The organism is Intrasporangium oryzae NRRL B-24470 (assembly GCF_000576595.1).
Classification (GTDB): Bacteria; Actinomycetota; Actinomycetes; order Actinomycetales; family Dermatophilaceae; genus Intrasporangium_C; species Intrasporangium_C oryzae.
In genome coordinates, this window is record NZ_AWSA01000021.1 from 15,058 (window position 1) to 39,349 (window position 24,292).

General features: G+C 71.6%; 24 protein-coding genes. 5 read left to right on the plus strand and 19 right to left on the minus strand.

The genetic code is table 11. The annotated features are described in order from the left end of the window. Positions 1-12: 12 nt before the first annotated feature. Positions 13-1,695, minus strand: coding sequence for a long-chain fatty acid--CoA ligase (locus N865_RS11155; RefSeq protein ID WP_034805616.1), 1,683 nt, complete (start codon positions 1,693-1,695; stop codon positions 13-15). A gap of 81 nt (positions 1,696-1,776) precedes the next feature. Next, positions 1,777-2,715, minus strand: coding sequence for an AEC family transporter (locus N865_RS11160; protein WP_034805619.1), 939 nt, complete (start codon positions 2,713-2,715; stop codon positions 1,777-1,779). Between the two features lie 85 nt (positions 2,716-2,800). On the opposite strand from N865_RS11160, the gene N865_RS11165 reads away from it, so the two are divergent. Then, positions 2,801-3,916: an LOG family protein gene (locus N865_RS11165; RefSeq protein WP_034805622.1), complete on the plus strand. Its 1,116-nt coding sequence runs from the start codon at positions 2,801-2,803 to the stop codon at positions 3,914-3,916. Positions 3,917-3,961: 45 nt separating this feature from the next. Here N865_RS11165 and N865_RS11170 read toward each other — a convergent pair whose 3' ends face one another. Both N865_RS11170 and N865_RS11175 read right to left on the minus strand, forming a co-directional pair. After that, positions 3,962-5,872: a propionyl-CoA synthetase gene (locus N865_RS11170; RefSeq protein WP_034805734.1), complete on the minus strand. Its 1,911-nt coding sequence runs from the start codon at positions 5,870-5,872 to the stop codon at positions 3,962-3,964. 4 nt (positions 5,873-5,876) lie between these two features. Beyond that, a complete protein-coding gene (locus tag N865_RS11175) occupies positions 5,877-7,247 on the minus strand; it encodes an MFS transporter (protein WP_084328152.1) in 1,371 nt (456 codons plus the stop codon). A 71-nt stretch (positions 7,248-7,318) separates the two neighbouring features. Between N865_RS11175 and N865_RS11180 the strand changes: the two genes are divergently transcribed. After that, positions 7,319-8,323 carry a GlxA family transcriptional regulator gene (locus N865_RS11180; RefSeq protein WP_034805625.1) on the plus strand — a complete coding sequence of 335 codons (1,005 nt, stop codon included), beginning with the start codon at positions 7,319-7,321 and terminating at the stop codon, positions 8,321-8,323. 119 nt (positions 8,324-8,442) lie between these two features. Here N865_RS11180 and N865_RS11185 read toward each other — a convergent pair whose 3' ends face one another. From N865_RS11185 to N865_RS11195, 3 genes are all read right to left on the minus strand, one after another. Further along, the gene (locus N865_RS11185; RefSeq protein WP_034805629.1) at positions 8,443-9,336 is read right to left on the minus strand and encodes a patatin-like phospholipase family protein; all 894 of its coding nucleotides are present in this window, start codon (positions 9,334-9,336) and stop codon (positions 8,443-8,445) included. Continuing rightward, positions 9,333-9,800, minus strand: coding sequence for a hypothetical protein (locus N865_RS11190; protein ID WP_051510473.1), 468 nt, complete (start codon positions 9,798-9,800; stop codon positions 9,333-9,335). The genes N865_RS11185 and N865_RS11190 overlap by 4 nt, the downstream gene beginning before the upstream one ends. A 79-nt stretch (positions 9,801-9,879) precedes the next feature. Further along, on the minus strand, positions 9,880-10,536 hold the full coding sequence (locus N865_RS11195) for a hypothetical protein (protein ID WP_211244894.1): 657 nt from the start codon (positions 10,534-10,536) through the stop codon (positions 9,880-9,882). A 211-nt stretch (positions 10,537-10,747) separates the two neighbouring features. Between N865_RS11195 and N865_RS11200 the strand changes: the two genes are divergently transcribed. Genes N865_RS11200 through N865_RS11210 form a run of 3 tightly spaced genes read left to right on the plus strand, consistent with a single transcriptional unit; the run spans position 10,748 to position 11,963 of the window. Further along, positions 10,748-10,981, plus strand: coding sequence for a hypothetical protein (locus tag N865_RS11200; RefSeq protein ID WP_034805632.1), 234 nt, complete (start codon positions 10,748-10,750; stop codon positions 10,979-10,981). Further along, positions 10,978-11,694 carry an RNA polymerase sigma factor gene (locus N865_RS11205; RefSeq protein ID WP_245603731.1) on the plus strand — a complete coding sequence of 239 codons (717 nt, stop codon included), beginning with the start codon at positions 10,978-10,980 and terminating at the stop codon, positions 11,692-11,694. Before N865_RS11200 ends, N865_RS11205 begins: the two co-directional genes overlap by 4 nt. Continuing rightward, positions 11,691-11,963 (plus strand): hypothetical protein, encoded by a 273-nt coding sequence (locus N865_RS11210; RefSeq protein ID WP_051510475.1) that lies wholly within the window; start codon positions 11,691-11,693, stop codon positions 11,961-11,963. The genes N865_RS11205 and N865_RS11210 overlap by 4 nt, the downstream gene beginning before the upstream one ends. A gap of 25 nt (positions 11,964-11,988) precedes the next feature. Here N865_RS11210 and rlmN read toward each other — a convergent pair whose 3' ends face one another. From rlmN to tsf, 12 genes are all read right to left on the minus strand, one after another. Beyond that, positions 11,989-13,164: a 23S rRNA (adenine(2503)-C(2))-methyltransferase RlmN gene (gene rlmN, locus N865_RS11215; RefSeq protein WP_034805634.1), complete on the minus strand. Its 1,176-nt coding sequence runs from the start codon at positions 13,162-13,164 to the stop codon at positions 11,989-11,991. A gap of 33 nt (positions 13,165-13,197) precedes the next feature. After that, positions 13,198-14,004 (minus strand): SDR family NAD(P)-dependent oxidoreductase, encoded by an 807-nt coding sequence (locus N865_RS11220; RefSeq protein WP_034805638.1) that lies wholly within the window; start codon positions 14,002-14,004, stop codon positions 13,198-13,200. Between the two features lie 10 nt (positions 14,005-14,014). After that, on the minus strand, positions 14,015-14,983 hold the full coding sequence (locus N865_RS11225) for a phosphatidate cytidylyltransferase (RefSeq protein WP_084328156.1): 969 nt from the start codon (positions 14,981-14,983) through the stop codon (positions 14,015-14,017). Positions 14,984-15,006: 23 nt separating this feature from the next. Next, a complete protein-coding gene (frr, locus tag N865_RS11230; protein WP_034805641.1) occupies positions 15,007-15,564 on the minus strand; it encodes a ribosome recycling factor in 558 nt (185 codons plus the stop codon). Between the two features lie 75 nt (positions 15,565-15,639). Beyond that, positions 15,640-16,368: a UMP kinase gene (pyrH, locus tag N865_RS11235; RefSeq protein WP_034805644.1), complete on the minus strand. Its 729-nt coding sequence runs from the start codon at positions 16,366-16,368 to the stop codon at positions 15,640-15,642. Between the two features lie 62 nt (positions 16,369-16,430). Then, positions 16,431-17,588: an aminotransferase class V-fold PLP-dependent enzyme gene (locus N865_RS11240; RefSeq protein WP_034805647.1), complete on the minus strand. Its 1,158-nt coding sequence runs from the start codon at positions 17,586-17,588 to the stop codon at positions 16,431-16,433. Positions 17,589-17,602: 14 nt separating this feature from the next. After that, a complete protein-coding gene (locus N865_RS11245) occupies positions 17,603-20,221 on the minus strand; it encodes a DUF4153 domain-containing protein (RefSeq protein ID WP_034805650.1) in 2,619 nt (872 codons plus the stop codon). Then, entirely contained in the window at positions 20,218-20,940 is a 723-nt protein-coding gene (locus N865_RS11250) for a response regulator transcription factor (RefSeq protein ID WP_157557661.1), read from the minus strand. The genes N865_RS11245 and N865_RS11250 overlap by 4 nt, the downstream gene beginning before the upstream one ends. A 137-nt stretch (positions 20,941-21,077) precedes the next feature. Continuing rightward, a complete protein-coding gene (locus tag N865_RS11255; RefSeq protein ID WP_051510476.1) occupies positions 21,078-21,617 on the minus strand; it encodes a DsrE/DsrF/DrsH-like family protein in 540 nt (179 codons plus the stop codon). A gap of 65 nt (positions 21,618-21,682) precedes the next feature. Next, positions 21,683-21,997, minus strand: a complete 315-nt coding sequence (locus tag N865_RS11260; protein ID WP_034805653.1) for a TusE/DsrC/DsvC family sulfur relay protein — start codon at positions 21,995-21,997, stop codon at positions 21,683-21,685. Between the two features lie 14 nt (positions 21,998-22,011). Next, positions 22,012-23,268 (minus strand): type III sulfide quinone reductase, selenoprotein subtype, encoded by a 1,257-nt coding sequence (gene sqr, locus N865_RS11265; protein ID WP_034805656.1) that lies wholly within the window; start codon positions 23,266-23,268, stop codon positions 22,012-22,014. Between the two features lie 190 nt (positions 23,269-23,458). Continuing rightward, entirely contained in the window at positions 23,459-24,289 is an 831-nt protein-coding gene (gene tsf / locus N865_RS11270) for a translation elongation factor Ts (RefSeq protein ID WP_034805658.1), read from the minus strand. Positions 24,290-24,292: the final 3 nt, after the last annotated feature.

Consider the following 24,292-nt stretch of genomic DNA (forward strand, 5'->3'; position numbering starts at 1 on the left):
CGCATCTGCGGGTCAGGTCGTGGTGGGCTCGACCCTGCGCACCTCGAGCTCGCCCGCGGCGTAGCGCCGCCGCAGCACCTTCTTGTCGAACTTGCCGACGCTCGTCTTCGGCACCTCGTCGATGAGGGCCCACCGCTCGGGCACCTGCCAGTGCGCGACCTTCTCCTCGAGGAAGGCGCGCAGGTCCTCGACCGTCGTCGTCGCGCCCTCCTTGAGGACGACCGAGGCGAGGGGCCGCTCGCCCCATTTCTCGTCGGGCACGCCGACGACGGACGCCTCGAGGACGTCGGGGTGCGCCATGATCGCGTTCTCGAGGTCGACGGAGCTGATCCACTCACCGCCCGACTTGATGACGTCCTTGGCCCGGTCCGTCAGCACGAGGAAGCCGTCGTGGGTCAGGGTGCCGACATCGCCCGTCCGGAGCCAGCCGTCGTCGAACTTGGCCGCCATCTCATCGATCTCGCCCGAGGACTCGGAGCCGTTGCTGTAGTAGCTGCCCGTGATCCACGGCCCCCGGACCTCGAGCTCGCCGACGCTGCGGCCGTCCCAGGGCTGCTCGGAGCCGTCGGGCCCGATGATCCGGCCCTCGACGCCGCAGAGGAGCCGTCCTTGAGCCTGGCGGTAGGCCCAGTAGGCGTCGGAGGCCGGCTCGGCCGCACCGGGCGGGATCGCGAGCGAGCCCACCGGGGACATCTCCGTCATGCCCCAGCCGTGGACGATCTCGATGTCGTGCTCCTCCTGGAACCGGCGGATCAGGGCGGGCGGCGCAGCGGAGCCGCCGACCATGAGCATGTGCACGCTCGACACGTCGGCCTCGTGGGTGTCGAGGTAGTGGAGCAGGTCGTTCCAGATCGTCGGGACTCCGGCGCCGCCGGTGACCCCCTCGGCGGCGATCATCGCGGTGAGCGGCTCCGCCTGGAGGAAGCGGTCCGGCATGACGAGCGAGCAGCCCGTGACCATCGCCGCGTAGGGGAAGCCCCAGGCGTTCGCGTGGAACAGCGGCACGACGATGAGCAGCCGGTCGGGCTGCCGGACGCCGAGCGAGGCCGCGACACCCATCGCGTGGAGGACGTTGCTGCGGTGCGAGTAGGCCACACCCTTGGGGTGGCCCGTGGTGCCCGACGTGTAGCACATCGACGTCGCGTCGTTCTCGTCGAGATCCTCGGGCCAGTCGAACCCGGGCTCGTGCGCGGCGAGGAGCGTCTCGAGGTCGTGGACCTGCTCGATGTGCTCCGGCTCGCCCAGGGCCGCGCGGGTGTCGTCGTCGACCGGCCCGTTGACGATGACATGGCGCATGGCGGGAAGGTGCGGGAGCAGGCGCGCGAACGGTGCGGCCAGGGTGTTGTCGACGATGACGACCTCGCTGCCACCGTGCCGGGCGACGTAGACGAGCTGCTCGGGGAAGAGCCGGATGTTGAGGGCGTGCAGCACGGCACCCATCGACGGGACGGCGAGATAGGCCATGAGGTGTTCAGTGTTGTTCCACATGAACGTCGCGACGCGTTGGTCGCCCGTGACGCCGAGCGAGCGCAGGGCGTTGGCGAGGCGCCCCGCCAGGTCCCCGAGCTCGCGGTAGGTCGTCCGGCGCGCGCCGTCCGGCGTCCACGTCGCGACCTCGCTGTCCCCGTGGACCCGCGTGCCGTACCGAAGGAGCGTGGAGATGAGAAGCGGCGTCGACTGCATCGTGCTTTTCATGGGAGCAGACTTCCACCGCGCGCCACCCGGTGCACCCCCTTCGGACGGACGGTTTCCGGAGGCGTCATGCTCGAGGGTCGGTCAGACGCCCGCGAGCCAGTGGAAGAGGCCCGCGATGGCGAGGATGACCGGGACCGATGCGAAGGTGCTGATGAAGATCGCGTCGCGGGCGAGCGTGACCTCGCGACGGTAGCGGACGGCATACGTGAAGATGTTCTGCGCGGTCGGCAGGGCGGCCGTGACGACGACGGCGAAGAGGGCCTGGCCGCGCAGCCCGAGCGCGAGGCCCACCCCGAGCGCGACGGCGGGCATGACGAGGACCTTGAGGGCGACGACCGTCCAGACGTGGTCGGCCGAGCGACCGGCCGCCGGGCGCGGTCCGCGACGCAGGGAGATGCCGAACGCGATGAGCATCGAGGGGACCGCCATCGCGCCGAGCAGCGCGATCGGAGCGCTGACGACGGTCGGCAGGTGGAGGTCGAGGACCGCGATGAGCAGCCCCGCGATGGCGCCCACCGTGATCGGGTTGCTCAGCATCCGCCGCAGGCCGCGCCCGAGCGTCGGTCGCTCGCCCCGCGCATCGCTGTCGAAGAGCGCCATCGCGACGGGCGTGATGATGAGGAGCTGCGCGAGCAGCGTCGGGGCCACCCACGCGACGTCGCCAAGGACGTAGAGCGCGATCGGGATCCCGAGGTTCCCCGCGTTGACGTATGCCGCGGACAGCCCGCCGATGAGGCGTGACCCGAGCGTCCCTCCCGCCCACCGCAGCCGCGCGACGAGCAGGTAGAGCGCGACGACGACCGCGAAGCTGAGGAGCGCGGTCGCGAGGTTGGCCGACACGACCGCCTGGAGCGGGGTGCGCTGCATGACGGTGAGGAGCAGCGCGGGCGAGGCGACGTGGAAGGCGAGCCGCGACAGGGCGACCTGCGCGCTCTCGTCGAGGATGCGTAGGTGCGCGAGCAGCCAGCCGACCGCGACGACCACCGCGATCGTCGCAAAACCCTCGAGAACCCCGACCACCCGCAGATCCTCGCAGGGCCGGGCGAGCGGCATACCGAGGGGTCGGCCGGCGGTCCGAGGGGCAACCACAGGGCAGGATGACGCCATGGAGATCGAGACTCTCGACGCCCTGGACGACCACCTCGACTCAGGGGAGTCCGTCCAGGGACTGCGCCTGCAGGACCTCGACCTCACCGGCTATGCCGACCGGCTGCGCGAGCGCGGCGACCTCGCCGGACTCGTCGTGCTCGGCGGAAGGGTGCCACCAGACGTCGCCGAGGTCCTCCTCACCCGCGGCGCCATCGTCTTCCCCGGCATCGCGGACGCGCCCATCGACCCGTGGCGCGGCCTCTACTTCCCCGAGGACCTCTACGACGGCCTCGAGCAGGGGTATGCCGCGACCCCCGACGCGAGGGCCTACGCGTGGTTCATCGACGCGACCCTGCGGACCGACGCCTACTGCACGCTCATCCGCGCGATCCACGACGACTCGGTCACCGACGAGCTCGACGAGCTCGTCGACGGCCGCTCCGTCGTCGGCGTCATGGGTGGGCACGCACTGCCGCGGGGGTCGGCGGAGTATGCCGCGGCTGCCCGGCTCGGTCACGGCCTCGCCGAGGAGGGCCACCTCGTGGCGACCGGTGGCGGGCCCGGCGCGATGGAGGCGGCCAACCTCGGGGCGCTCTGCCCCGACATGGCGACGCTGCGCCACGCCCTGGCCACGCTCACCGAGGTGCCGGCGTTCGCTCCCGACGTCACGGCCTGGGCCTCCCTGGGGCTTCGGGTGCGCCGGACCATCGTCGGGGCGGAGCCGCAGGTGCCGACCGACACCCTCGGCCCGTCGGCCCGGTCGCTGGGCATCCCGACGTGGTTCTACGGGCACGAGCCGCCCAACGTCTTCTGCGACGTCATCGCGAAGTACTTCTCCAACGCGATCCGCGAGGACGGCCTCGTGTCGCGGAGCAATGCCGGCATCGTCGTGCTCCACGGCGCGGCCGGGACGGTCCAGGAGATCTTCCAGGCCGTGACGCCGCTCTACTACGCGCCGGAGGACGTGCCGCTCGCGCCGCTCGTCCTCGTCGGCAGGAGGCACTGGACCGAGACGCTCCCGGTGTGGCCCGCCCTGCAGCAGATCGCCCACGGCCGGCGCATGGCCGAGTCGGTCCACCTCGTCGACACCTTCGACGAGGTCCTCCCCCTCCTCGCCAGCCCTGCTTCCTGACCGAACGAGTCGTTCGGTGTGAGGGTCGGGCCGCTCAGGAGCCGCTCAGGAGCCGCGCAGGACGGGGCCGAGCGCGTCGAGGACCGAGGCGTCCTCGATCGTCGCGGGCACAGCGGGCGATCCGCCGTCGGCCATCTCGCGCATGGTCTTGCGCAGGATCTTGCCCGAGCGGGTCTTGGGCAGTCCGGCGACGATGTCGACCTGGTGCAGCGCGGCGACCGCACCGACCTCCGCCCGCACCCGGGCCACGAGCTCAGTGCGGATCCGCTCCCCCTCGGCGTCGCCGTCGATGCCCGACTTGAGCACAACGAGGGCCCGGGGCACCTGGCCCTTGAGCTCGTCGCGGACACCGATGACGGCACACTCGGCGACGGCCTCGTGCCCCGCGAGCGCCGCCTCGATCGACCCGGTCGACAGGCGGTGGCCGGCCACGTTGAGCACGTCGTCGGTGCGGCCCATGACGAACAGGTAGCCGTCCTCGTCGATGTACCCGCCGTCGCCCGTGAGGTAGTAGCCCGGGTAGGCCGAGAGGTAGGAGCTGACGTAGCGCTCGTCGTCGTGCCACAGGGTCGGCAGGGTGCCGGGCGGCATCGGGAGCTTGATGCAGATGGCGCCCTCGACGCCGGCCGGGACCGGCTCGCCCGAGCCGTCGAGGACGCGGACGTCGTAGCCCGGGACAGCCACGCTCGGCGAGCCGGCCTTGATCGGCAGCAGCTCCAGCCCCTTGGGGTTGGCCGCGATCGGCCAGCCGGTCTCGGTCTGCCACCAGTTGTCGATGACGGGGACCCCGAGCGCGCGAGAGGCCCACTCGTAGGTGTCGGGGTCGAGGCGCTCGCCGGCGAGGTAGAGCGCCCGGAAGCCCGACAGGTCGTAGTCGGCCACCTTCGAGGCGGTCGAGTCCTCCTTCTTGATGGCACGGAACGCGGTCGGCGCGGTGAAGAGGGCGACCGCGTCGTACTCGGAGATGACACGCCAGAAGGCTCCCGCGTCGGGCGTGCCGATCGGCTTGCCTTCGTAGAGGACGGTCGTCGCGCCGGTCAGCAGCGGCGCGTAGACGATGTACGAGTGCCCGACGACCCACCCGACGTCGCTCGCGGTGAACATCGTCTCGCCGGGACGGACGTCGTAGATGTTCTCCATCGACCAGCGCAGCGCCACGGCATAGCCGCCGCTGTCGCGGTAGATCCCCTTCGGCTTCCCCGTCGTCCCCGAGGTGTAGAGGATGTAGAGCGGGTCCGTCGCCGCCACGGTGACCGGGTCGGCTCCCGCGAGGGCGGCCTCGCCGGACTCGAAGTCGCGCCAGTCGATGTCGCGCTCCCCCAGCTCGGCCCGCTGCTGCCCGCGCTGGAGGACCACGCACCGCTCGGGCTTGTGGTCGGAGCGGCGGATCGCCTCGTCGAGGAACGGCTTGTAGGGCACGATCCGCGACGGCTCGACGCCGCACGAGGCCGAGAGGACGACCTTCGGGGCCGCGTCGTCGATGCGCGCCGCGAGCTCCTGGGGCGCGAAGCCACCGAAGACGACCGAGTGGATGGCCCCGATGCGCGCGCAGGCGAGCATCGCGATGACGGCCTCGGGGACCATCGGCATGTAGATGACGACGCGGTCGCCCTTCTCGACGCCGAGCCCGCGCAGACCGCCGGCCACGGCGCGCACGCGAGCCAGCAGAGCGGCATACGTGATGGTCGCCTTCGTCCCCGTGACCGGTGAGTCGTAGTGGATCGCCGGCTGGTCGCCCCGGCCGGCGGCGACGTGCCGGTCGACGGCGTTGACGCAGACGTTGAGCTCGCCGTCGGGATACCACCGGTAGAAGGGCGGGTCGGTGTCGTCGAGGACGCGCGTCGGCGGCGTCACCCAGTCGATCGCGGAGGCCGCCGCTCCCCAGAAGGCCTCCGGGTCGCTCAGGCTCGCGTCGTACGCCGTCCGGTATGCCGCTGGGCTGCCTGCGTCGCTCATGCGCTCACTCTGCCGCCGCGGCCCCTGTCGCACCAGAGGTCGTCGACGCAAGTGACGGAGGCGACACGCGCTGCGCGGTGATCGCCACGCACATGACCGCGGCGACGAGGCAGAGGGCGCCGGCGGCATACCAGGCGAGGTCGTAGGTGCCGAGCTCGTCGCGGACGAGGCCCGCACCCACGGCAGCGATGGCCGCGCCCACCTGGTGGGAGGCGAAGACCCAGCCGAAGACGATCGGCGCACGGTCGCCGAAGGCGCTGCGGCAGAGGGCCATGGTCGGCGGCACCGTCGCGAACCAGTCGAGCCCGTAGAAGAGGATGAAGGCGAGCATGTTGACGTGCATCTCGTCGCTGAAGAGCGAAGGGAGCAGGAAGAGCGAGGCGCCGCGCAGTGTGTAGTAGGCCGCGAGGAGCAGCCGAGCGTCGACCCGGTCGGTGAGCCAGCCGGAGAAGATCGTGCCGACGATGTCGAAGACCCCGACGAGGGCGAGCAGGCTCGCCGCGGTCGTCTGGGCCATGCCGTGGTCGTGGGCCGCCGGGATGAAGTGGGTGCCGACGAGACCGTTCGTCGACATGCCGCAGACCGCGAAGCTCCCGGCCAGGAGCCAGAAGACCCTCGTGCGCGACGCGTCCCGCAGGGCCCCGAGCGCGAGCCGCGCCGGGTGGACGACGGGCCGAACCGGACGGGCGACGGGCGTCCCCTCGGGCGCGCCGTAGGCCGTGAGGCCGAGGTCGCTCGGGTGGTCGTGGAGGCGCCACAGGACGAGCGGGACCACGAGCAGTGCCGCGGAGGCGGTCACGACGGCCGCCGCGCGCCAGCCGTGGTTCTGCGCCAGCCAGGCGAGCACGGGCAGGAAGATCAGCTGCCCGGTCGCGCCGGCGGCGGTGAGGACCCCCGTCACGAGGCCGCGGCGCGCGACGAACCATCGGCCCGTCACCGTGGCGACGAGCGACATGGCCATCGACCCGGTCCCGAGCCCGACGAGGATGCCCCAGCAGAGGATCAGCTGCCACGAGCTCGACATCCAGATCGGCAGGATCGAACCGGTCGCGACGAGGACGAGGGCGCCGGCGACGACGCGGCGGACGCCAAAGTGCTCCATGAGGGCAGCCGAGAACGGGGCCGTGAGCCCGAAGAGGAGCAGGTTCACCGAGACCGCGGTCCCGATGAGCCCGAGCGGCCAGCCGAACTCCTCCTGGAGCGGGAGGATGAGCACGCCGGGGGTCGCGCGGAAGCCGGCGGCGCCGATGGCCGTCAGGAAGGTCGTCGCGGCGACCCACCACGCCGGGTGGATCCTGGGCGCGGTGCGTGCGCCGCGGCGTGCGCGGAGTCGGTCGGTCGGGCGGCCGGTCGGGCGGCGGTCGGTCGTGGTCACGGGGTCAACTCTGGACGACGGGCACCGTGACGGCGAGTGGCCGGATGGCCACGTTGTGCAATGATCTGGCCATGACGCCCCCAACGCGCCCACACCGGGTCGCCGTGCTCGCCCTGCGCCGCGTCGTCGCCTTCGAGCTCGGCCTGCCCCATCGGTTCCTCGCCGCGAGCGCCCTCGACCCGGGCTGGCCGGGGCCGCCGACGGGCGCGCCGAAGCCCTACGAGGTCTCGATGTGCACGGTCGACGACGGTCCGGTCCTCACGTCCGCGGGTTTCGCCGCGCTGCCCACGCACCCCAACACCGTCGTCGCCGAGGCCGACACGATCATCGTCCCCGGCATCTCGAGCGGGCCGGTCGTGACGCGTGGCGAGCTGCCCGCGGGGCTCGTCGAGCTGGCCGCGACGGCGCGACCCGAGGCGCGGTGGCTCTCGATCTGCACCGGCGCGTTCGTCCTCGCGGCCCTGGGGATGCTCGACGGCCGCGAGGCGACGACGCACTGGATGCACTCCGACCGCCTCGCCGAGCTGTTCCCCGCAGTCCGGGTCACTCCGGATGTCCTCTACGTCGACCACGGCGACGTGCTCACGTCGGCGGGCAACGCCGCGGGCATCGACCTGCTCCTCCACCTCCTCCGGTCCGACCTCGGCACCGAGGTCGCCAACCGGGTCGCCCGCGGCGCCGTCGTCGCTCCCTGGCGGGCGGGTGGGCAGGCCCAGTTCATCGAGCGACCCGTCCCCGAGGAGCTCGAGGCGGGCACGGGCCCGGCCCGGGCATGGGCGCTCGCCCACCTCGCCGAGCCGATCGGGTTGGCGGACATGGCTCGTCAGGCCGGGATGAGCGTGCGGACCTTCACGCGGCGGTTCCGCGAGGAGACGGGCGAGACCGCAGGTGCCTGGCTGATCCGGGCTCGGGTCGACCGCGCCCGGCACCTGCTCGAGTCGACCGACCTGCCCGTCGAGCGGGTGGCCCACGATGCCGGGTTCGGCACGACGGCCTCCCTCCGCCAGCACCTGGGTGCGGCGGTCGGCTTGTCACCCCTCGCCTACCGCCGCACCTACCGGGCCGAGTCCGCCTGAGTCGGGCCCGTGGCCGTTCCGGATGACGACCGCCATCGCCTGCGCTGAGGCCGGCCGAGCGGGGGCGCTCGGACGACGTGCGGTTCGTGGTCGTCATCTCGAACAGCGCACTTCGGCGCTCATCGCGCGGTCGCACGACGAACCGGCGCGTCGTCGACCGCCAGGTGGGAGTGCAGGGACAGGAACCGTTCCGGTGCGGGTCGGTCGTCCCCTCCCGAGGCCAGCCACTCCGCAGTCGCCCGGTGGGCCCGGTCGATCAGCTCGCCGCCGTGCCGGAAGTCGGCCGGTGAGATGCGGAGCGGGCACAGGGCCGGAAGCACGTGCAGGACGGCGGGCGCCCGGTAGCGGCTGACGGCCTGGACGAGTCGCTGCTGGATCAGCAGCGTCAGCGCCTGCGCGGCCGAGCCGAGCGCCGACCGCGGCGGCGCCGGCAGAGCGCATGCGAAGCCGGTGGGGAGCAGGTAGATGTCGTCGACCTCCTCCCCCGTCTCGCGCACGAGGTCGGCGTGGTCTGCCAGCCCTCCGTCGACGAGCACGCGCCCGTCGTGGGAGACGGGAGGCAGGATGCCGGGGATGGCGGCACTGGCAAGCACCGCGCCAACGGGGTCTCCGTGAGAGAGGACCACCGATCGTCCGCTGGTCAGATCGGTCGTGACCACACTCAACGGGATGGCTGCGGTGTCAAGGTCATCGAAGGTGAGCTGGGACTCGACGAGGTGCCGCAACCGGTCCGCTGAGAAGAGCGAGGGGCGGCCCCCGCTGAGTGCAAGGACCGCCCTTCGAGGCTCGATCGGGAAGACGTCCCGACGGTGCATCGAGGTCCAGATCCGGGCCAGGTCATCGAGACTGTCCTGGCTCAGGCCCCGACCGGCGACGTATGCCGCGTTGACCGCCCCCACGGACGTGCCGACCAGCAGGTCGGGTCGGATCCCCCGGTCGTGCAGGGCCTGGAGCATCCCGACCTGGACGGCGCCGAGGCTGCCGCCACCGGAGAGGACGAACGCGGAGGTCATGGACGTGGACGCGCCCAGGGCAGCGGGTGGGCGTCGAAGAGAATCGCGAGTCGACTGAGGGCAACGGCCGCGAGGAGCAGGCCGAAGTCGCGTAGGGCGATGTCGTAGTACCCGGGAATGAGCAGCAGGTTGACGATGATGCCGGCGAGCCACGCGCCGACAACGAGCGACCCGATGCGGGGCCGGAGGGCGACGAGGATCCCGGCGATGATCTCGATCACGCCGACGACGTACATCGTCTGGTGGACGCTCAACGGCGAGAGGTTGGCGATGGCCGGGGCGAGGTAGCGGTCCCAGTCCACGAGCAGGTGCGTGAACTTGTCGGCTCCGAAGACGATCGGGGCGACCGTGAAGGCCGTGCGGAGGATGAGGAACGCCTGGTAGGCCGGATCGCCAGTGCGCGACTCAGGAGCCTCCGAGCGGGGCGAGCCGGACTGGGTGGTGAGGGGGTGGGGACGGGACATGGCTTCTCCTGGTGATCGAGTGGTGGTGTGAATGCCGGTCGGTGGGCCGAGCGGTCTGAGTGGGTTGGACGGAGCATGCTCAGTGGAACGCGGACCGGAAGCGGCCGATGATCCCGTCGCTGAGCATGTCGGCCATCGCGAGGATGTGTGCGTGCACGGCCTCGTACTGAAGGACGCTCGAGGCGTATTGGCCGTGGAGCTCGGCCGCCGCCTCGGCGAGGGTCTGGTCGAGATGGGTCTTCATGTCCATCCGCATGACGTCGTCAGGCCAGAACCGGGGGTTCGCGGCGGCCAGGAAGTCGGCGATGTCGTTCGCGTTGGCGTACCAGCGGGCGCTGGCCCGGTCGAAGGCCGACGTGTCGCCGTCCTTGGCCGCCTGCAGGATCTCCACGGCGATCGTGATGTGGTCGTGCAGCAGGCCGGTCAGGCGGTCGCCCGCTGAGTCCCCGAAGAACGGCTTGATCGCGTCGCCGATGTCCACCTGGTTGGACAGCAGCCGTTCGGCGGTCGCCGGGAAGCCCGGCGAGCCGTCGGCGAACGTCACGATGGCGAGCCTCGTCCACGTGACGTGGTCCTCCCAGAGCTTGCGCATCTGGTCGTGGAACGCGTCCTGGGAGGGGGTCCGTGCCGTCGCGTTCTGCCCAGTTGGGGTGCTCCGCAGGGTCGTGGCGGCGCCCGCCCGCGGAAGGGCCCAGGCGAGCGACCCTGCCACGAGGGCGACGAGGACGAGGGTCATCAGCAGCACTCGATGCGTACGTGGTTGGCGGACGGTTTCCATCGGCGGTCCTTCCAGCTCGGGGTGACGGCGTCGACCTCGCTCCGTGGGGCCGTGGGGCCGACAGGCAGGTTCGTGTCGCGAGCGGCGCCTCTCTTACCGCCGCCCCCGCCGACTGCCCCACGCACACCCCCGCAGGTAAGACGCAGGCCGGTCGCGACACCAACGAGACATGACCATCAACCCGCAGCACGACGTCAGGCCGTGCAGGTCGGACGGGCCTCCGGTCGACGTGACGACCTGGCGGCGGTGCAGACTTCTCGAGGCCGGATTCGCCACTGGCCTCGCCGCCCGGCTCGCGGCCGATCACCGAGTCGACATCCACGCCCTGCTGCAGCTCGTCGACCGTGGCTGCCCGCCCGCCCTTGCCGCACGGATCCTCGCACCGGCAGGATCGGCATCGTGACGCTTGCCGGTCCGGACGGCGCGACGGACGTGGGCCCGCAGCCGCGGACGCCCTACGTCGAGACCGCCTCGCCCGAGCCCCACGAGCCCGAGGACCCTGACGAGCCCGGCGAGCCCGACTGGGTGTCGGACCTGTCGTCGTCCGGCCCGCGACACGAGGAGGCCCTCCGGCGCCTCCACGCGCTGCTGCTCAAGGCGGCCCGCCACCAGGTGTGGCGCATGCGGGACCAGCTTCCGGGGGTGGGCGCCGTCACCGTGGACGAGCTCGCCACGTGCGCCGCGGACGATGCGCTCGTCGCCATCCTCGCCAAGCTGGGCGGCTTCGAGGGCCGGAGCCGGTTCACGACCTGGGCCTACAAGTTCGCCATCCTCCAGGCGGCCAACGAGGTCCGCCGCCACGCGTGGTCCTCGCGAGAGGTGTGCCTGCCCGACGACGCACTCTGGTCCGACGCCTCAGCCGGGCCCGAGCAGCACGCCGAGGCGACCGATCTCGCGGCCGCCGTGCAGCACGCTATGGCCGTGGCGCTGACGAGCTACCAGCGCCGGATCGCCCTGGCCCTTCTCGTCGAGCAGGTGCCGATCGACGTGCTGGCCGACCGCCTCGGCACGACGCGCGGTGCCCTCTACAAGACACTCCATGTCGCCAGGTCCCGGCTCCGCGCCCACCTGACCGCCTCCGGACACCTCACGACCGCGCGAGGAGGGACGCCATGACCCCCGACCCACGTCGTCTCACATCGACCGACGCCCAGCGGCTGATCATGCCGACCGATCCGTGGCTGTCGTGCGAGGACTGCTTCGAGCTGACCGACCGCTTCGCGGAGGAGCTGCTCGCCCACCCCGACACGACGCACCTGCCCGAGATGCTCGTCCACCTCCACGCCTGCGCCGCCTGCGCCGAGGAGGCGGAGTCCCTCATCGTGCTCCTCGCCGCCGATGTCGGCGCGGACCCGGCCGCGGCCCTTGACCGCCTGCGCGGCTGACGAGGTCGTATGCAGCTGAGTCGGCTCAGGCGGTCGCGGCCGCGAGCTGCCCGCACGCGCCGTCGATGTCCTGGCCGCGGGTGTCGCGGATCGTCGTCGGGATGCCGTGGGCGCGCAGCCGCTCGACGAAGTTCTGCTCGACGCCGGGGCGCGAGGCGGTCCACTTCGACCCCGGGGTCGGGTTGAGCGGGATCGGGTTGACGTGGACCCAGCCGCGGCCGCGGGCGTTGAGCTTCTCGCCGAGCAGGTCGGCGCGCCAGCCCTGGTCGTTGATGTCGCGGATGAGGGCGTACTCGATCGAGACGCGGCGGCCGGTCGCCTCGTAGTAGCGATGGGCCGCATCGAGCGCCTCGTCGACCGACCAGCGGGTGTTGATCGGGACGAGCTCGTTGCGCAGCTCGTCGTCGGGGGCGTGGAGTGAGAGCGCGAGGGTGACGGGGATCCCCTCCGCGGTGAGCTTGTCGATGCCGGGCACGAGCCCAACGGTCGACATCGTGATGCCGCGGGCGGACATCCCGAGGCCGTCGGGCGCCGGGTCGGTGAGCCGGCGGATCGCGCCGATGGCCGCCTTGTAGTTGGCGAGCGCCTCCCCCATCCCCATGAAGACGACGTTGCTGACCCGGAGCGGGGCTTCGCGGTCTGCGTCACCACCGCCGGCGAGCTCGCCCCGGCGCAGGGCACGGGCCGCCCAGACCACCTGCTCGACGATTTCGGCGGTCGACATGTTGCGCGTCAGGCCGGCCTGGCCGGTGGCGCAGAACGGGCAGTTCATGCCGCAGCCGGCCTGGCTCGAGATGCAGATCGTGACCCGCTTGGGGTAGCGCATGAGCACCGACTCGACGATGGCCCCGTCGTGGAGGCGCCAGGCGTACTTCAGCGTCTGGCCGTCGTCGGCGACGCGCTGAACGACCGGCGTCAGCAGGGTCGGGAGCAGGTCGGCGACGAGGTCGGACCGCACGCCCTTGGGCAGGTCGGTCATCTCGTCGGGGTCGTCCACGAGGCGCTCGAAGTAGTGGGTCGAGAGCTGCTTGGCCCGGAAGGCCCGGTGGCCGAGGGCCTCCACGGCCTCCTTGCGCTCGCCGGGCGTCAGGTCGGCGAGGTGCCGCGGCGGCTTCCCCCGTCGCGGCGCCCGGAAGGTCAGCTGGCCGGGGGCGGGACGCTCGGTCGTCGGCTCGGGCAGGGCGGCGGGGATCTCGTTCATGGCTCCCCCATTGTCGCAGGCCCACGCCCTGCGTCATCCCACGCGCGGTGCGCGCTCCTCGGCGACGACGTTGCCCCCATCGACGACGATGACCTGCCCCGTCACGTACGCGGCCTCAGGGCTCGCGAGGAACGCGATCGCAGCGGCCACCTCGTCGGGTGTCCCGGAGCGCCCGACGGGGGTCGTCCGACCCTCGACGGCCTCCGACGGCGTCTGCGAGCCGGTCTCGATCCAGCCGGGCGCGACCGCGTTGGCCGTGATGCCGTGCGGCGCCTCGTCGACGGCGACGGCGCGGGTGAGGCCGACGAGGGCGGCCTTGGACGCGGCATACGCGACGTCGGCCCGCATGGCCATGGCGGCGCCGCTGACGCTCGTGACGGTGACGACGCGCCCGGATCCGGAGGCGCGCAGCGGGCCGAGGGCGGCACGGGTGACGAGGTAGGCCGTGTCGAGGTTGCGCTCGATGGACCGTCGCCAGCGCACCGGGTCGGTCGACTCGAGGTCGCCCTCGAGGTAGTCGGGCTCGCTCGCGCTCACCATCCCGGCGTTGTTGACGAGGACGTCGAGCCGGCCGTATGCCGTGTGAGCCGTCGCCACGAGCGCGCGGGCCTGCTCGGGGTCGGTGAGGTCGCCGACGAAGCCGGTCGCGTCGATCCCGATGGCCCGCAGCTCGGCGACGCGGTCGAGGATGCGGTCCGTCGTCGCCGCCACGACGACCGCGCACCCGAGACGGCCGAGCAGGCGCGCCGCGGCGAAGCCGATGCCGGACGCGCTGCCCGCTCCGGTGACGAGAGCGACGCGGCCGTGCTGGGAGAAGGGGGTGCCGGCCGGTGCCGTCATGAGGCGCCTTTCAGGTCGCGGGGGCGAGCAGCGTGAGGACGACCCAGGCGACGGGTGCGACGACGATGAGCGAGTCGAGGCGGTCCATGATGCCGCCGTGGCCGGGAAGGATGTTGGACATGTCCTTGACCCCGAGGTCGCGCTTGATGAGCGACTCCATGAGGTCGCCGACCGTCCCGACGGCGGCCACGCCGACGCCGAGCGCGACGCCGATCGGCCACGGCCGGTCGAGGAAGAACTGGACGGTCAGGGAACCCGCGACGACGCAGAGCAGCACCGACCCGGCGAAGCCCTCCCAGGACTTCTTCGGGCTGATCGTCGGCGCCATGGGGTGGCGCCCGTAGAGGACGCCGGCGGCATACCCTCCGACGTCGCTGCAGACGGTGATGATGAGGAAGGCGAAGATGCGGGCCACCCCGTCGTCGGCCGCGAGCAGGAGGGCGGCGAAGCCGGCGAGGAAGGGCGGGTAGGTCCCCGCGAAGACTCCGCCGAGGACGTCGCGCGCGGCCCCCTCGGGCTTCCCGAAGGCGCGCCAGACGACCGTTGCGGCCGCGGTGAGCGCCCAGGCGACGGTGAGCGCTGCCGGGCCCCCGACGTAGGCGGCCCAGAGCATGGCCACCGTCCCGAGGACCGGCGGCAGCAGGGGGGCCTCGACGGCCGCCTGCCTCAGCGCACCGCGGATCTCCCAGACCCCGAGGGCGACCGCAGCCATGACGAGGACGAGGAAGGAGACCTTGTTGACGAGCAGGGTCCCGATGACGAGGACGCCGAGGCCGACGCCCACCCCGATCGCGGCCTTGAGGTCGCGTCCGGCGCGGGAGGGCTTCGTCTCGATCACCGACTCCGGCGGGATCCCGGCGACGGGGTCGAGGGCAGGGTCGTAGGGCACTGGGGTGATCGCGTCGAGGAGGCCCTCCCCCGACGACGGTTCCGGCTCGGGCCGGTCGGAATCGGGGTCGGGGGGCGGGGCGGACGTCATGGTGGTGGGGTCGAGCGCCGAGGTCACACCTCGAGCAGCTCCGCCTCCTTGGCCTTGACGAGGGTGTCGACGAGGTCGGTGTGCTTCTTGGTCAGGCCGTCGAGCTCCTTCTCGGCGCGAGTGCCGTCGTCCTCGCCGACCTCGCCGTCCTTGACGAGCTTGTCGAGGTCGGTCTTGGCCTTGCGGCGGATGTTGCGCACGGAGACGCGCGCCTCCTCGGCCTTGTGGTGGGCGAGCTTGATGTACTCGCGGCGGCGCTCCTCGGTCAGCTCCGGCATGACGCAGCGGATCTGATGGCCGTCGCTGCTCGGGTTGACGCCGAGGTCGGAGTCGCGGATGGCCTTTTCGATCTCGTGCATCGCCGACTTGTCGAACGGGATGACGAGGATCGTGCGCGGCTCGGGGTTCTGGAAGGACGCGAGCTGCTGGAGCGGGGTCGGGGCACCGTAGTAGTCGACCGTGAGCTTGTTGAACAGGCCCGGGTTGGCGCGGCCGGTCCGGATGCCCGCGAAGTCCTCCTTGAGGACCTCGACGGCCTTGTCCATCTTCTCCTCGGCCTCGAACATGGTCTCTTCGATCATCGGTGTGCTTCCTCGTCCCGTGGGGGTTGTGCTGTCGTTGAGGGGTTGCTGCGCGGGCGCGACGTCAGGCGCTCGTCACGCGTTGGTGACCAGCGTGCCGATCTTCTCACCCAGGAGCGCTCGCGTGATGTTTCCCGGGCCCTCCATGGCGAAGACGACCATGGGCAGCTTGTTGTCGCGGCAGAGGCTGAACGCGGCGGCGTCGACGACCTTGAGGCCGTCGGCGAGCGCCTCGGTGAAGGTCACGTGGTCGAGCTTCTGCGCGTCGGGGTTGCTGCGCGGGTCGGAGTCGTAGACGCCGTCGACGCCGTTCTTGCTCATGAGCACGGCGTCGCACTTGATCTCGAGGGCGCGCTGGGCGCTCACGGTGTCGGTCGAGAAGAACGGCATGCCGGCGCCGGCGCCGAAGATGACGACGCGCCCCTTCTCGAGGTGGCGGATCGCGCGACGCGGGATGTACGGCTCGGCGACCTGCGTCATCGTGATCGCGGACTGCACGCGGGTCTCGATGCCCTCCTTCTCGAGGAAGTCCTGCAGCGCGAGGCAGTTCATCACCGTGCCGAGCATGCCCATGTAGTCGGCACGTGTGCGGTCCATGCCGCGCTGCTGGAGCTCGGCGCCGCGGAAGAAGTTGCCGCCGCCGACGACGATGGCCACCTGGACGCCTTCCCGGACCGCTGCGGCGATCTGGGCGGCGTAGCCCTGCACGATGGAGGGGTCGACGCCGACGCTGCCGCCGCCGAAGGCCTCGCCGGACAGCTTGAGCAGGACCCGCTTGAAACGGGGGTTGGGGGCGTCAGTCATGACGGAGGGCCTCCTTGTGGGCAGCGTTCCGGCGGTCGGTCGATCTTTCCACATCCCCCCGGTCAGGGCCGCATCGAGGCCATCGAGGCCCTCACGCGCCCCACCAGCACCACGAGGGTCTCGGCGAGCCGGGCGTAGTCGTCCTCGTCGTTGTACGCCTGGGCCGCGAGACGAAGGTACCCGGCCCCCGCGAAGGCCACGGGCGGAACGACGAACCCGGCGGCATACAGCCCCTGCCAGAGCGCCTCGGCGCGCTCGGCCGTGTCCGCGACGCCCTCGGGAAGGGCGACGAGCGTCATGCAGGGTGCAGAGGGTATGCCGCCGAGCGGGCTCGCCGTCCCGAGCGCCGACCGCACGTGGTCGGCACCACCGGGGAGCAGCTCGGCGTTGCGGCGCACGAGGTCCCAGCCGCCGATCCGCTCCCAGACGGCGAGGCCGTCGGGCACGGCGAGCCAGGCCGAGTGGTCGACGGTCCCCGAGAGGTCGAACGAGGCGGGGTAGGGCTCGCCGTGGCTCCAGGAGGTGACGAGGGGACGCACCCGGTCCCGGAAGGCGGGAGCGACCCAGAGCGCGGCGGCAGAGCGCGGCGTGAAGGCCCACTTGTGGAGGTTGCCGACCCAGAACGCCGCGCCGAGCGCGTCGACCTCGACGCCGGGCAGGGCCCCGGGAACGTGGGCTGCATCGACGAGGACCGGCACCGGTGCGACCGCGGCGGCCACCTCCGCGACCGGGAGGACGAGCGCCGTCGGTGAGCTGATGTGGTCGATGACGACGAGGCGCGTCTCGGGGGTCAGCGCTCCGGTGAACGCGGCGACGACGTCGGCGACCTCTGCGTCGACCCCGAACTCGGCCTCGCGGACATGGGCGCCGCGGGCGGTCACGGCCATCGCCGCCGTCGGGTACCCGTGCGAGCTGACGACGACCTCGTCCCCCGGGCCGACGCGCAGGGAGTCGAGGACGGTCCCGACGCCCTCGCTCACGTTTCGGACGAGGGCCGTCGACCCGGGCGCGGTTCCGAGGAAGGCGCCGACGTGCTCGCGGACCTCGGCGATGCGTCGGGGCAGCTCGTCGCGGAAGGCACGCATCGGCGCCGCCTCGATGTGCGCACGGAAGCGGTCCTGCGACTCACGGACGGCCCGGGGCACGGCCCCGAAGGCCCCATGGTTGAGGTGGGTCAGGGTGGGGTCGAGCTCGAAGAGCTCCGTCACGTCCGCGCGCACGCGGACATCCTGCCTCAGCGCGGCAGCCCCGTGCGGAGCAGGTTGGCGCACGAGGACTGCTCGAGATCGGACAGGGCACCCGTTCCGAGAGACGCGGCACGCGCCCGACCGAGGTTCCACTCGAGGAGGTCGCCCTCTGCCGGGAGCCCGTGCGCGCTGACGATGCAGGACGCCAGGTCCCTCGGCAGGCCCGCAACGATCGTCGGAGCGGCGTCGGGCCCGAGGGAGTGGAGGTAGCTCGCGTCGAGCCGACCGGTCGCCTCGTAGCGGTCGATGTTGCGCTGGGCGACCCAGGCCTCGGGGTTGGCGACTCCCGCGCCGAGCACGAAGAGGGCGGCGCTGACCATCGCGGCGCGCGGGAGCCACCAGCCCGAGAGGCGCACGCCCGCCACGAGGACGAGGACGACGAGCAGGCCGAGCCACAGCTCGAAGCCGTCGACGAGAAGCCGCAGGACCGTGAAGCCGTAGGCCTGCTGGTAGAGGTCCATCCGGTGCAGGGCGGATCCCACCACGACGAGGGTGAGCAGGCACAGGGCGCCGAGGACGCTCCGCAGCACGAGTCGGTGACGGGCGGTGTCCCGTGGGGCCCTGCGCGCCGCGATGGCGACGGTGGCCAGGGTGAGCAGGGTCGCCACCGTGAGCTGGCCGAAGCCTTGGTGGACGTACTCGGCGTAGGTCAGGCCGGTGGTCCGCTGGACGTAGTCGTGCCCTCCGAAGAGCGCGGCCGCCTGGGCCACGACGAAGGCGACGAAGAGGGCGACCACGAGCGAGACCGGCACGACCCACTCCCACGTGTGGGTGACGGGCCTTCCTCCGGGAAGGGCGAGTCGACCGACCCGCGGCGGGTTGAGGGCCAGGTAGCACAGGGCGAGGAGCGAGCCTCCGAAGACGAAGCCGACGAACGACCGGAAGACCAGGCTGTCCCAGGCGAGGTCGGGTACGAGCGCCTGCGCCCACGAGCCGAAGATCGCGTCGCCCGAGGCGAACAGGCCGCCGAAGACGACCAGCGCGACGATCGAGACGGCCACTGTCCGCACGATGGGCCAGAGGATCGTGACGCGGCTCGTGGCCGAGATCGTCCGCCCGAGCAACGGGAGGCCGCGAAGCGCGGAGAGCGGCCAGGCGGCGATGCCGGCTGCGAACGACGGGAGGCTCTTCGCGTCGGTGAGGGCTGTCGTCGTGAGCAGGACGCCGGTCGCGATGGCGAGCATCGAGACCCACTCGGCGGCGCGCAGGACGACGAGGCTCGCGAGCCCGACGCAGACGACCGTGGTGACGACGGACCAGTGGCTTCGGCTGCGGGCCGAGCTCCGCCACACGAGCGTGCCACCCGCGAGCAGGACGATGAGCAACGCGAGCCCGACATCGCGGAACGGGAGGATCGCGGCGGCGAGCAAACCGACGGCGAGCGAGGCGAGCAGGACCGCGATCTGGGGCCGCAACCCCGCCTCGGGCCACAGGTCACCGAAGACCGTGTCGACGAACGGCTGCGGGTCGGGGACCGGCACGGCCCCCGCGGTGGGGGCCGGACCGGCGGGCGCGGGACGGGAATGGGCCATTGCGTGCTCCTTGCTCCTGGGTGATGTCGGGAAGGTGGGTGCAGAGGTGGGCGCAGGATCGACAGCCGCGCGAGGCCGTCGGGGCAGTACGGCGCGGAGCCGGGCACCTGGGCATCCGGGCTCGGCGGGCTCCACCGCGATCGAGCCGCCGTGGAGCTCACAGACCCAGCTGGCGATCGCGAGCCCGATGCCGGTGCCGCCGCCGGCGTCGTCCCCCGAGCCGAACCGGTCGAAGACCCGCTCCGCCGCCTCGGGCGGGATGCCGGGGCCCTCGTCGGAGACCTCGAGCCACCAGCGGTCCGGACCGTCGGCGCCGGCGCCGACGGTGACGGTCGACCCGGGCGGGCTGTGCCGGGCTGCGTTGTCGAGCAGGTTGGCGAGCACCTGGTGGACCCGCGCTGCGTCGGCGGTGACGACGAGGTCTCGCGGCTCGACGCTCGTGGCGTGTCGAACGCCTCGGTGCGACACCCGGGCCTCGGCGACGGCGCGTGCCACGAGGTCGCCCACGGAGACCGGCGCGAGGTCGAGGGGAGCCCGGCCTCCGTCGACCCGGCTGAGGTCGAGCAGGTCGCCGACGAGGGCGCCGAGCCGCTCGGCCTGGGCGAGCGCGGTGCGCAGGACGGCGTCGTCGGGGCGCACGACACCGTCCACGAGGTTCTCGAGCAGCGCCTGCTGGGCGGCGAGGGGCGTCCTGAGCTCGTGCGAGACCGTGGCGACGAGCTGGCGCCGCTGGTGGTCGGCGGTGGCGAGGTCGGTGGCCATGGTGTTGAACGCGGCGGCCAGGGTGCCGACCTCGTCCGCCGAGGTCGCGGTCACGCGGCGCGAGTAGTCGCCGGTCGCCATCCGGGCGGCCGCGTCCGTCATCTCCCGCAGCGGCGACGTCATCCCCCGGGCCAGCCACTGCGTCACCCCGAGGGCGGCCACGACCGTGACCGGCACGGTGAGCCATGCGGGCACCCCCGCACGGTCCCCGATCGCCCAGACGAGCGCGGCGGCGACGATGCTGGCCCCGACGAGCAGGGCCAGCTTCGCCTTGATCGACCGTATGCCGTCGAGCGGGCGATCCGGGTTCACCGGCCGACCTCGAGCGCGTAGCCGACGCCGTGGACCGTCCGGACCCGGTCGGGGCCGAGCTTGGCGCGCAGGGCCTTGACGTGGCTGTCGAGGGTTCGCGTGCCACCGGCGTCGGCCCACCCCCACACCTGACGCATGAGGTCGTCGCGCCCGCGCACCGCTCCCGGGTCGAGCGCCAGGGCGAGGAGCAGGTCGAACTCCAGCGGCGTGAGGTGGACCGGTTCGGCGGCCACCGACACGCGTCGGGAGGCGCGGTCGATCTCGAGATCGCCGAGAGCCAGCACCGGTGGCTGCTCGGTGGCCAGCGCCCTGGCGCGCTCGACCCGGCGAAGGAGCGCGCGGATCCGGGCCACCACCTCGCGCATCCGGAAGGGCTTGGTGACGTAGTCGTCGGCCCCGACCCCGAGACCGACGAGAAGGTCGGTCTCGTCGGTGCGCGCCGTGAGCATGAGGACCGGCACGGGGCGGACGGCCTGGATCCGGCGGCACACCTCCAGGCCGTCGAAGCCCGGCAGCATGACGTCGAGCACGACGAGGTCCGGCGCGTGGACCTCCTGAGCCACCACCGCCCCCGGGCCGTCGAAGGCCTGGACGACCCGGAAGCCCTCGGCCACGAGCCGGTCCGTGAGGGCCTGGTTGATGGTGGCATCGTCCTCGACGACGAGCAGCGTCACCGGTACGGCCATGGTCGGCGGCGTCGCCGAGCTCCCCTGGTTCATGCCCCGCAGCCTAGGATCGGGCGTCTGGCGGCCGTGGGCGCGGCATCTGGAGATCGTGTGAAGACCGGTGATCAGGGCCGGACGTGAACCGGCCCGGGGCGGATGCGCACGCCCCGGGCCGTCCAGATCCCGGCTGCTCAGATGAAGAGCAGCTGGGCGCCTGCGGTCATCTCGATGAAGTCGGACGCCGAGATGATGCCTTCGACATCGTCACGGAGGTCCGCCTCGGTGAGGTGGTTCATGTCCGCAGACAGTCGGCACGCCCACAGGTGACCACCTGACGCGACGATCTGGTCGAGGAAGTCGGGCACCTCGGGGATGTCGAGCTCGGCGATGGCCTTCTTCAGCTGCGACGTGGCGAGGTGGGTCATTCCCGGGATGCCACCCAGGCCCTGGGGCATGTGCATCGCGGTGTTGCCGAGGAGCGTCGCCTTGAGGCTGCTCTGGGTCTTCTTGTTGATCATGTCGAAACCCCAGAAGGTGAAGAACAGGTGGGTCTCGACGCCCTCGCCCAGCGCTGCGTTCCCGAGGATGAGGCCCGGGTACGCCATGTCGAGCGTGCCCTTGCTGCAGATGATGGCGAGCTTGCGACCCTCCTCCGCCGGGGTGTCGAACGACGGGACGAACGGGGTCTCGGTCTGGATGTCGGACTGGATGTCGGGCTTCGTGTCGGTCATGGCGTGCTCCTGTGTCTGGTCGAGGTGGTTTGCGAAAGGGGTGGGCTCGGCGGAGGGCCGCCGGCTCAGACGCACCCCTTCGGCTTCGGCACGCCCGCGACGTAGGCCATCTTCTTGGCCGGCTTGCCCGGGAAGAGGGTGAAGAGCTGCTTGACCGGCATACCGGTCTGCGTGCTCACCCGGCGCAGGGTCGGGGTCTCCCCCATGGCCTTGTAGTCCTGGCGGAGGAACCGCACGAGCTTCCAGTGCTCCTCGCTCATGTCGACGCCGATGAGCCGGGCGAACTCGGCTCCGAGCTCCTCGGTCCAGTCGTCGGGGTTGGACAGGAAGCCCTCCTCGTTGACGTCGATCTGGCGGCCGGCGATCGTGGTGCTGGGCATGGGGATCAGTCCTTTCAGGCTGCGTCGGCCGGGATCTTGCCGGACATCGACATGTGTGCGGGGAGGCCCATCGGGCGGCCGGGAAGCAGCAGGTTCCAGTAGATGTGCCGGAACGCGAGCTTGCCGAGGTGGTTGGCGCGCGACTCCTTGAGCAGGGTCATCGGGCCGACCTTGGGGATCGGGAACGTCCCCGTCAGGGGCTCCGTGTCGTAGTTGAAGTCGAGGAGCAGGGCCTTGCCTGCGCCCGACTCGACGAAGCAGTTGGCGTGCCCGTCGAAGGAGTGCGTCATCGGCTGGCCCGCGACGAGCTCCATGAAGTTCTCCACGAAGATCTCCACGGAGAAGTGCGCCACCGAGCCGGCCTTCGAGGTCGGGATGTTGCTTGCGTCGCCGAGGGCGAAGATCTCCGGGTACTGCGTGGACTGCATCGTGTGCTTGTCGACCGGGACGTAGTTGAGGTCGTCCCCGAGGCCCGACCGGGCCACGAAGTCCGCGCCCATGTTGAGCGGGATCGTCACGAGCTGGTCGTAGGGGACCTCCCGCTCGTCGTAGGAGACGAGGACCTTGCGCTCCTGGTCGATGCGCTCGACCATGAAGTCGGTCTCGACGGTGACGCCGCGCTCCTCGAGCAGGTGGCCGAGCTCCTTGCTCGCGACGGGCTTGGTGAAGGCGCCGTCGAGCGGGGTCACGAAGACGATCTCCGTCTGGTGGCGGATGCCGCGCTCCTTGAGGTAGTCGTCCGCGAGGAAGGTGAACTCGAGCGGGGCGACCGGGCACTTGAAGGGCAGCTCGGTGATGTGCACGACGAGGCGCCCGCCGCGGAAACGGCGCAGGCTGTCGCGGAGCGCGACCGACCCGTCGTAGGTGTAGAACTCCCCGACCGAGCGGTGCCACTCGTCACCGAGCATGCCGGGGGTCTGGTCGGGACGCGGGCTCGTGCCCGAGGCGATGACGAGGTAGTCGTAGGCGAGGCTGCGCCCGTCCGTCAGGGCTACGGACCTGGCCTCCGGGTCGACCTTGTCGACCTCGGCGAGGACGAGCTCGACGCCGTCGTGGATGAAGGCGTGCTTCGTCTTGCGGACCTGCTCGGGGGTGTTCATCCCGAAGGGGATGAAGAGATAGCCGGGCTGGTAGTCATGGATGTCGGTCTTGTCGACAACCGTGATGTGCCAGTCACTCTTCGGGAGGCGGTTGCGGAGCTTGTTCGCGACCATTGTTCCGGCCGTGCCCGCGCCCAGCACCACCAGGGACTTCTTCGTTGTGGTGGTCATACCTCCATGAGATACCCCTGTGGGTATGAAGGTAAGGGGTTTGGCGTGTGACTATTACGACAGCGTGTAGTAGATCACGGGACGGCGTCGCGTCCCGTCCGACCGGCGCCGGACGCACGTATGCCGCCCACCTCGGGAGGTGGGCGGCATACGTCTCGTTCAGGCTGGGAACGCGCCTAGGCGCGGGGCCTCACTGGCCGACGCGGAAGCGCGCGAAGGACGTCGCGGAAGCGCCGCCCTCCTCGAGCACCTTGGCGACGGTCTTCTTGGCGTCCTTGGCGAACGGCTGCTCGAGCAGGACGTTCTCCTTGAAGTAGCCGTTGACCCGACCCTCGATGATCTTCGGCAGGGCAGCCTCGGGCTTGCCCTCCTCACGCGCGGTGGCCTCGGCGACGCGGCGCTCGTTCTCGACCGTCTCGGCGTCGACCTCCTCGCGGGTCAGGACCGTCGGGCTGAACGCGGCGATATGCATCGCGACGTCGCGACCGACCGTCTCGTCGCCACCCTCGATCGCGACGAGGACACCGATCTGCGCAGGCAGGTCGGGGCTCGTCTTGTGGAGGTAGGAGACGACCTTGTCGCCCTCGATGCGGGCGACGCGGCGGACCTCGATCTTCTCGCCGATGGTCGCGTTGGCCTCGTCGAGCAGGTCCTTGACCGTCTTGCCGTCCTCGAGCGTGCTCGCGAGGAGCGAGTCGGCGTCGGTCGCCTTGGAGGCGACGGCCTGCGCGAGGACCTGGTCGGCGAGGGCGATGAACTTCTCGCCCTTGGCGACGAAGTCCGTCTCGCAGTTGACCTCGACGAGCGTGCCGACGCCGTCGCCGGCCTGGGCCGTCACGAGACCGTTGGAGGCCGAGCGGCCCTCACGCTTCGTGACGCCCTTGAGGCCCTTGACGCGAAGGATCTCGATGGCCTTGGCGCGGTCGCCGTCGGCCTCGTCGAGGGCCTTCTTGACGTCCATCATGCCCGCGCCGGTCTGCTCGCGGAGCGCCTTGATGTCAGCGGCGGTGTAGTTCGCCATGCT

What these genes read in the sequence shown, in the direction of transcription:
- N865_RS11155 (WP_034805616.1), bottom strand. Translation starts at nt 1,695, where the DNA reads ATGAAAAGCACGATGCAGTCGACGCCGCTTCTCATCTCCACGCTCCTT.
- N865_RS11165 (WP_034805622.1), top strand. Translation starts at nt 2,801, where the DNA reads ATGGAGATCGAGACTCTCGACGCCCTGGACGACCACCTCGACTCAGGG.
- N865_RS11170 (WP_034805734.1), bottom strand. Translation starts at nt 5,872, where the DNA reads ATGAGCGACGCAGGCAGCCCAGCGGCATACCGGACGGCGTACGACGCG.
- N865_RS11180 (WP_034805625.1), top strand. Translation starts at nt 7,319, where the DNA reads ATGACGCCCCCAACGCGCCCACACCGGGTCGCCGTGCTCGCCCTGCGC.
- N865_RS11185 (WP_034805629.1), bottom strand. Translation starts at nt 9,336, where the DNA reads ATGACCTCCGCGTTCGTCCTCTCCGGTGGCGGCAGCCTCGGCGCCGTC.
- N865_RS11190 (WP_051510473.1), bottom strand. Translation starts at nt 9,800, where the DNA reads ATGTCCCGTCCCCACCCCCTCACCACCCAGTCCGGCTCGCCCCGCTCG.
- N865_RS11195 (WP_211244894.1), bottom strand. Translation starts at nt 10,536, where the DNA reads ATGACCCTCGTCCTCGTCGCCCTCGTGGCAGGGTCGCTCGCCTGGGCC.
- N865_RS11200 (WP_034805632.1), top strand. Translation starts at nt 10,748, where the DNA reads ATGACCATCAACCCGCAGCACGACGTCAGGCCGTGCAGGTCGGACGGG.
- N865_RS11210 (WP_051510475.1), top strand. Translation starts at nt 11,691, where the DNA reads ATGACCCCCGACCCACGTCGTCTCACATCGACCGACGCCCAGCGGCTG.
- rlmN (WP_034805634.1), bottom strand. Translation starts at nt 13,164, where the DNA reads ATGAACGAGATCCCCGCCGCCCTGCCCGAGCCGACGACCGAGCGTCCC.
- N865_RS11220 (WP_034805638.1), bottom strand. Translation starts at nt 14,004, where the DNA reads ATGACGGCACCGGCCGGCACCCCCTTCTCCCAGCACGGCCGCGTCGCT.
- N865_RS11225 (WP_084328156.1), bottom strand. Translation starts at nt 14,983, where the DNA reads ATGACGTCCGCCCCGCCCCCCGACCCCGATTCCGACCGGCCCGAGCCG.
- frr (WP_034805641.1), bottom strand. Translation starts at nt 15,564, where the DNA reads ATGATCGAAGAGACCATGTTCGAGGCCGAGGAGAAGATGGACAAGGCC.
- pyrH (WP_034805644.1), bottom strand. Translation starts at nt 16,368, where the DNA reads ATGACTGACGCCCCCAACCCCCGTTTCAAGCGGGTCCTGCTCAAGCTG.
- N865_RS11250 (WP_157557661.1), bottom strand. Translation starts at nt 20,940, where the DNA reads ATGAACCAGGGGAGCTCGGCGACGCCGCCGACCATGGCCGTACCGGTG.
- N865_RS11255 (WP_051510476.1), bottom strand. Translation starts at nt 21,617, where the DNA reads ATGACCGACACGAAGCCCGACATCCAGTCCGACATCCAGACCGAGACC.
- N865_RS11260 (WP_034805653.1), bottom strand. Translation starts at nt 21,997, where the DNA reads ATGCCCAGCACCACGATCGCCGGCCGCCAGATCGACGTCAACGAGGAG.
- sqr (WP_034805656.1), bottom strand. Translation starts at nt 23,268, where the DNA reads ATGACCACCACAACGAAGAAGTCCCTGGTGGTGCTGGGCGCGGGCACG.
- tsf (WP_034805658.1), bottom strand. Translation starts at nt 24,289, where the DNA reads ATGGCGAACTACACCGCCGCTGACATCAAGGCGCTCCGCGAGCAGACC.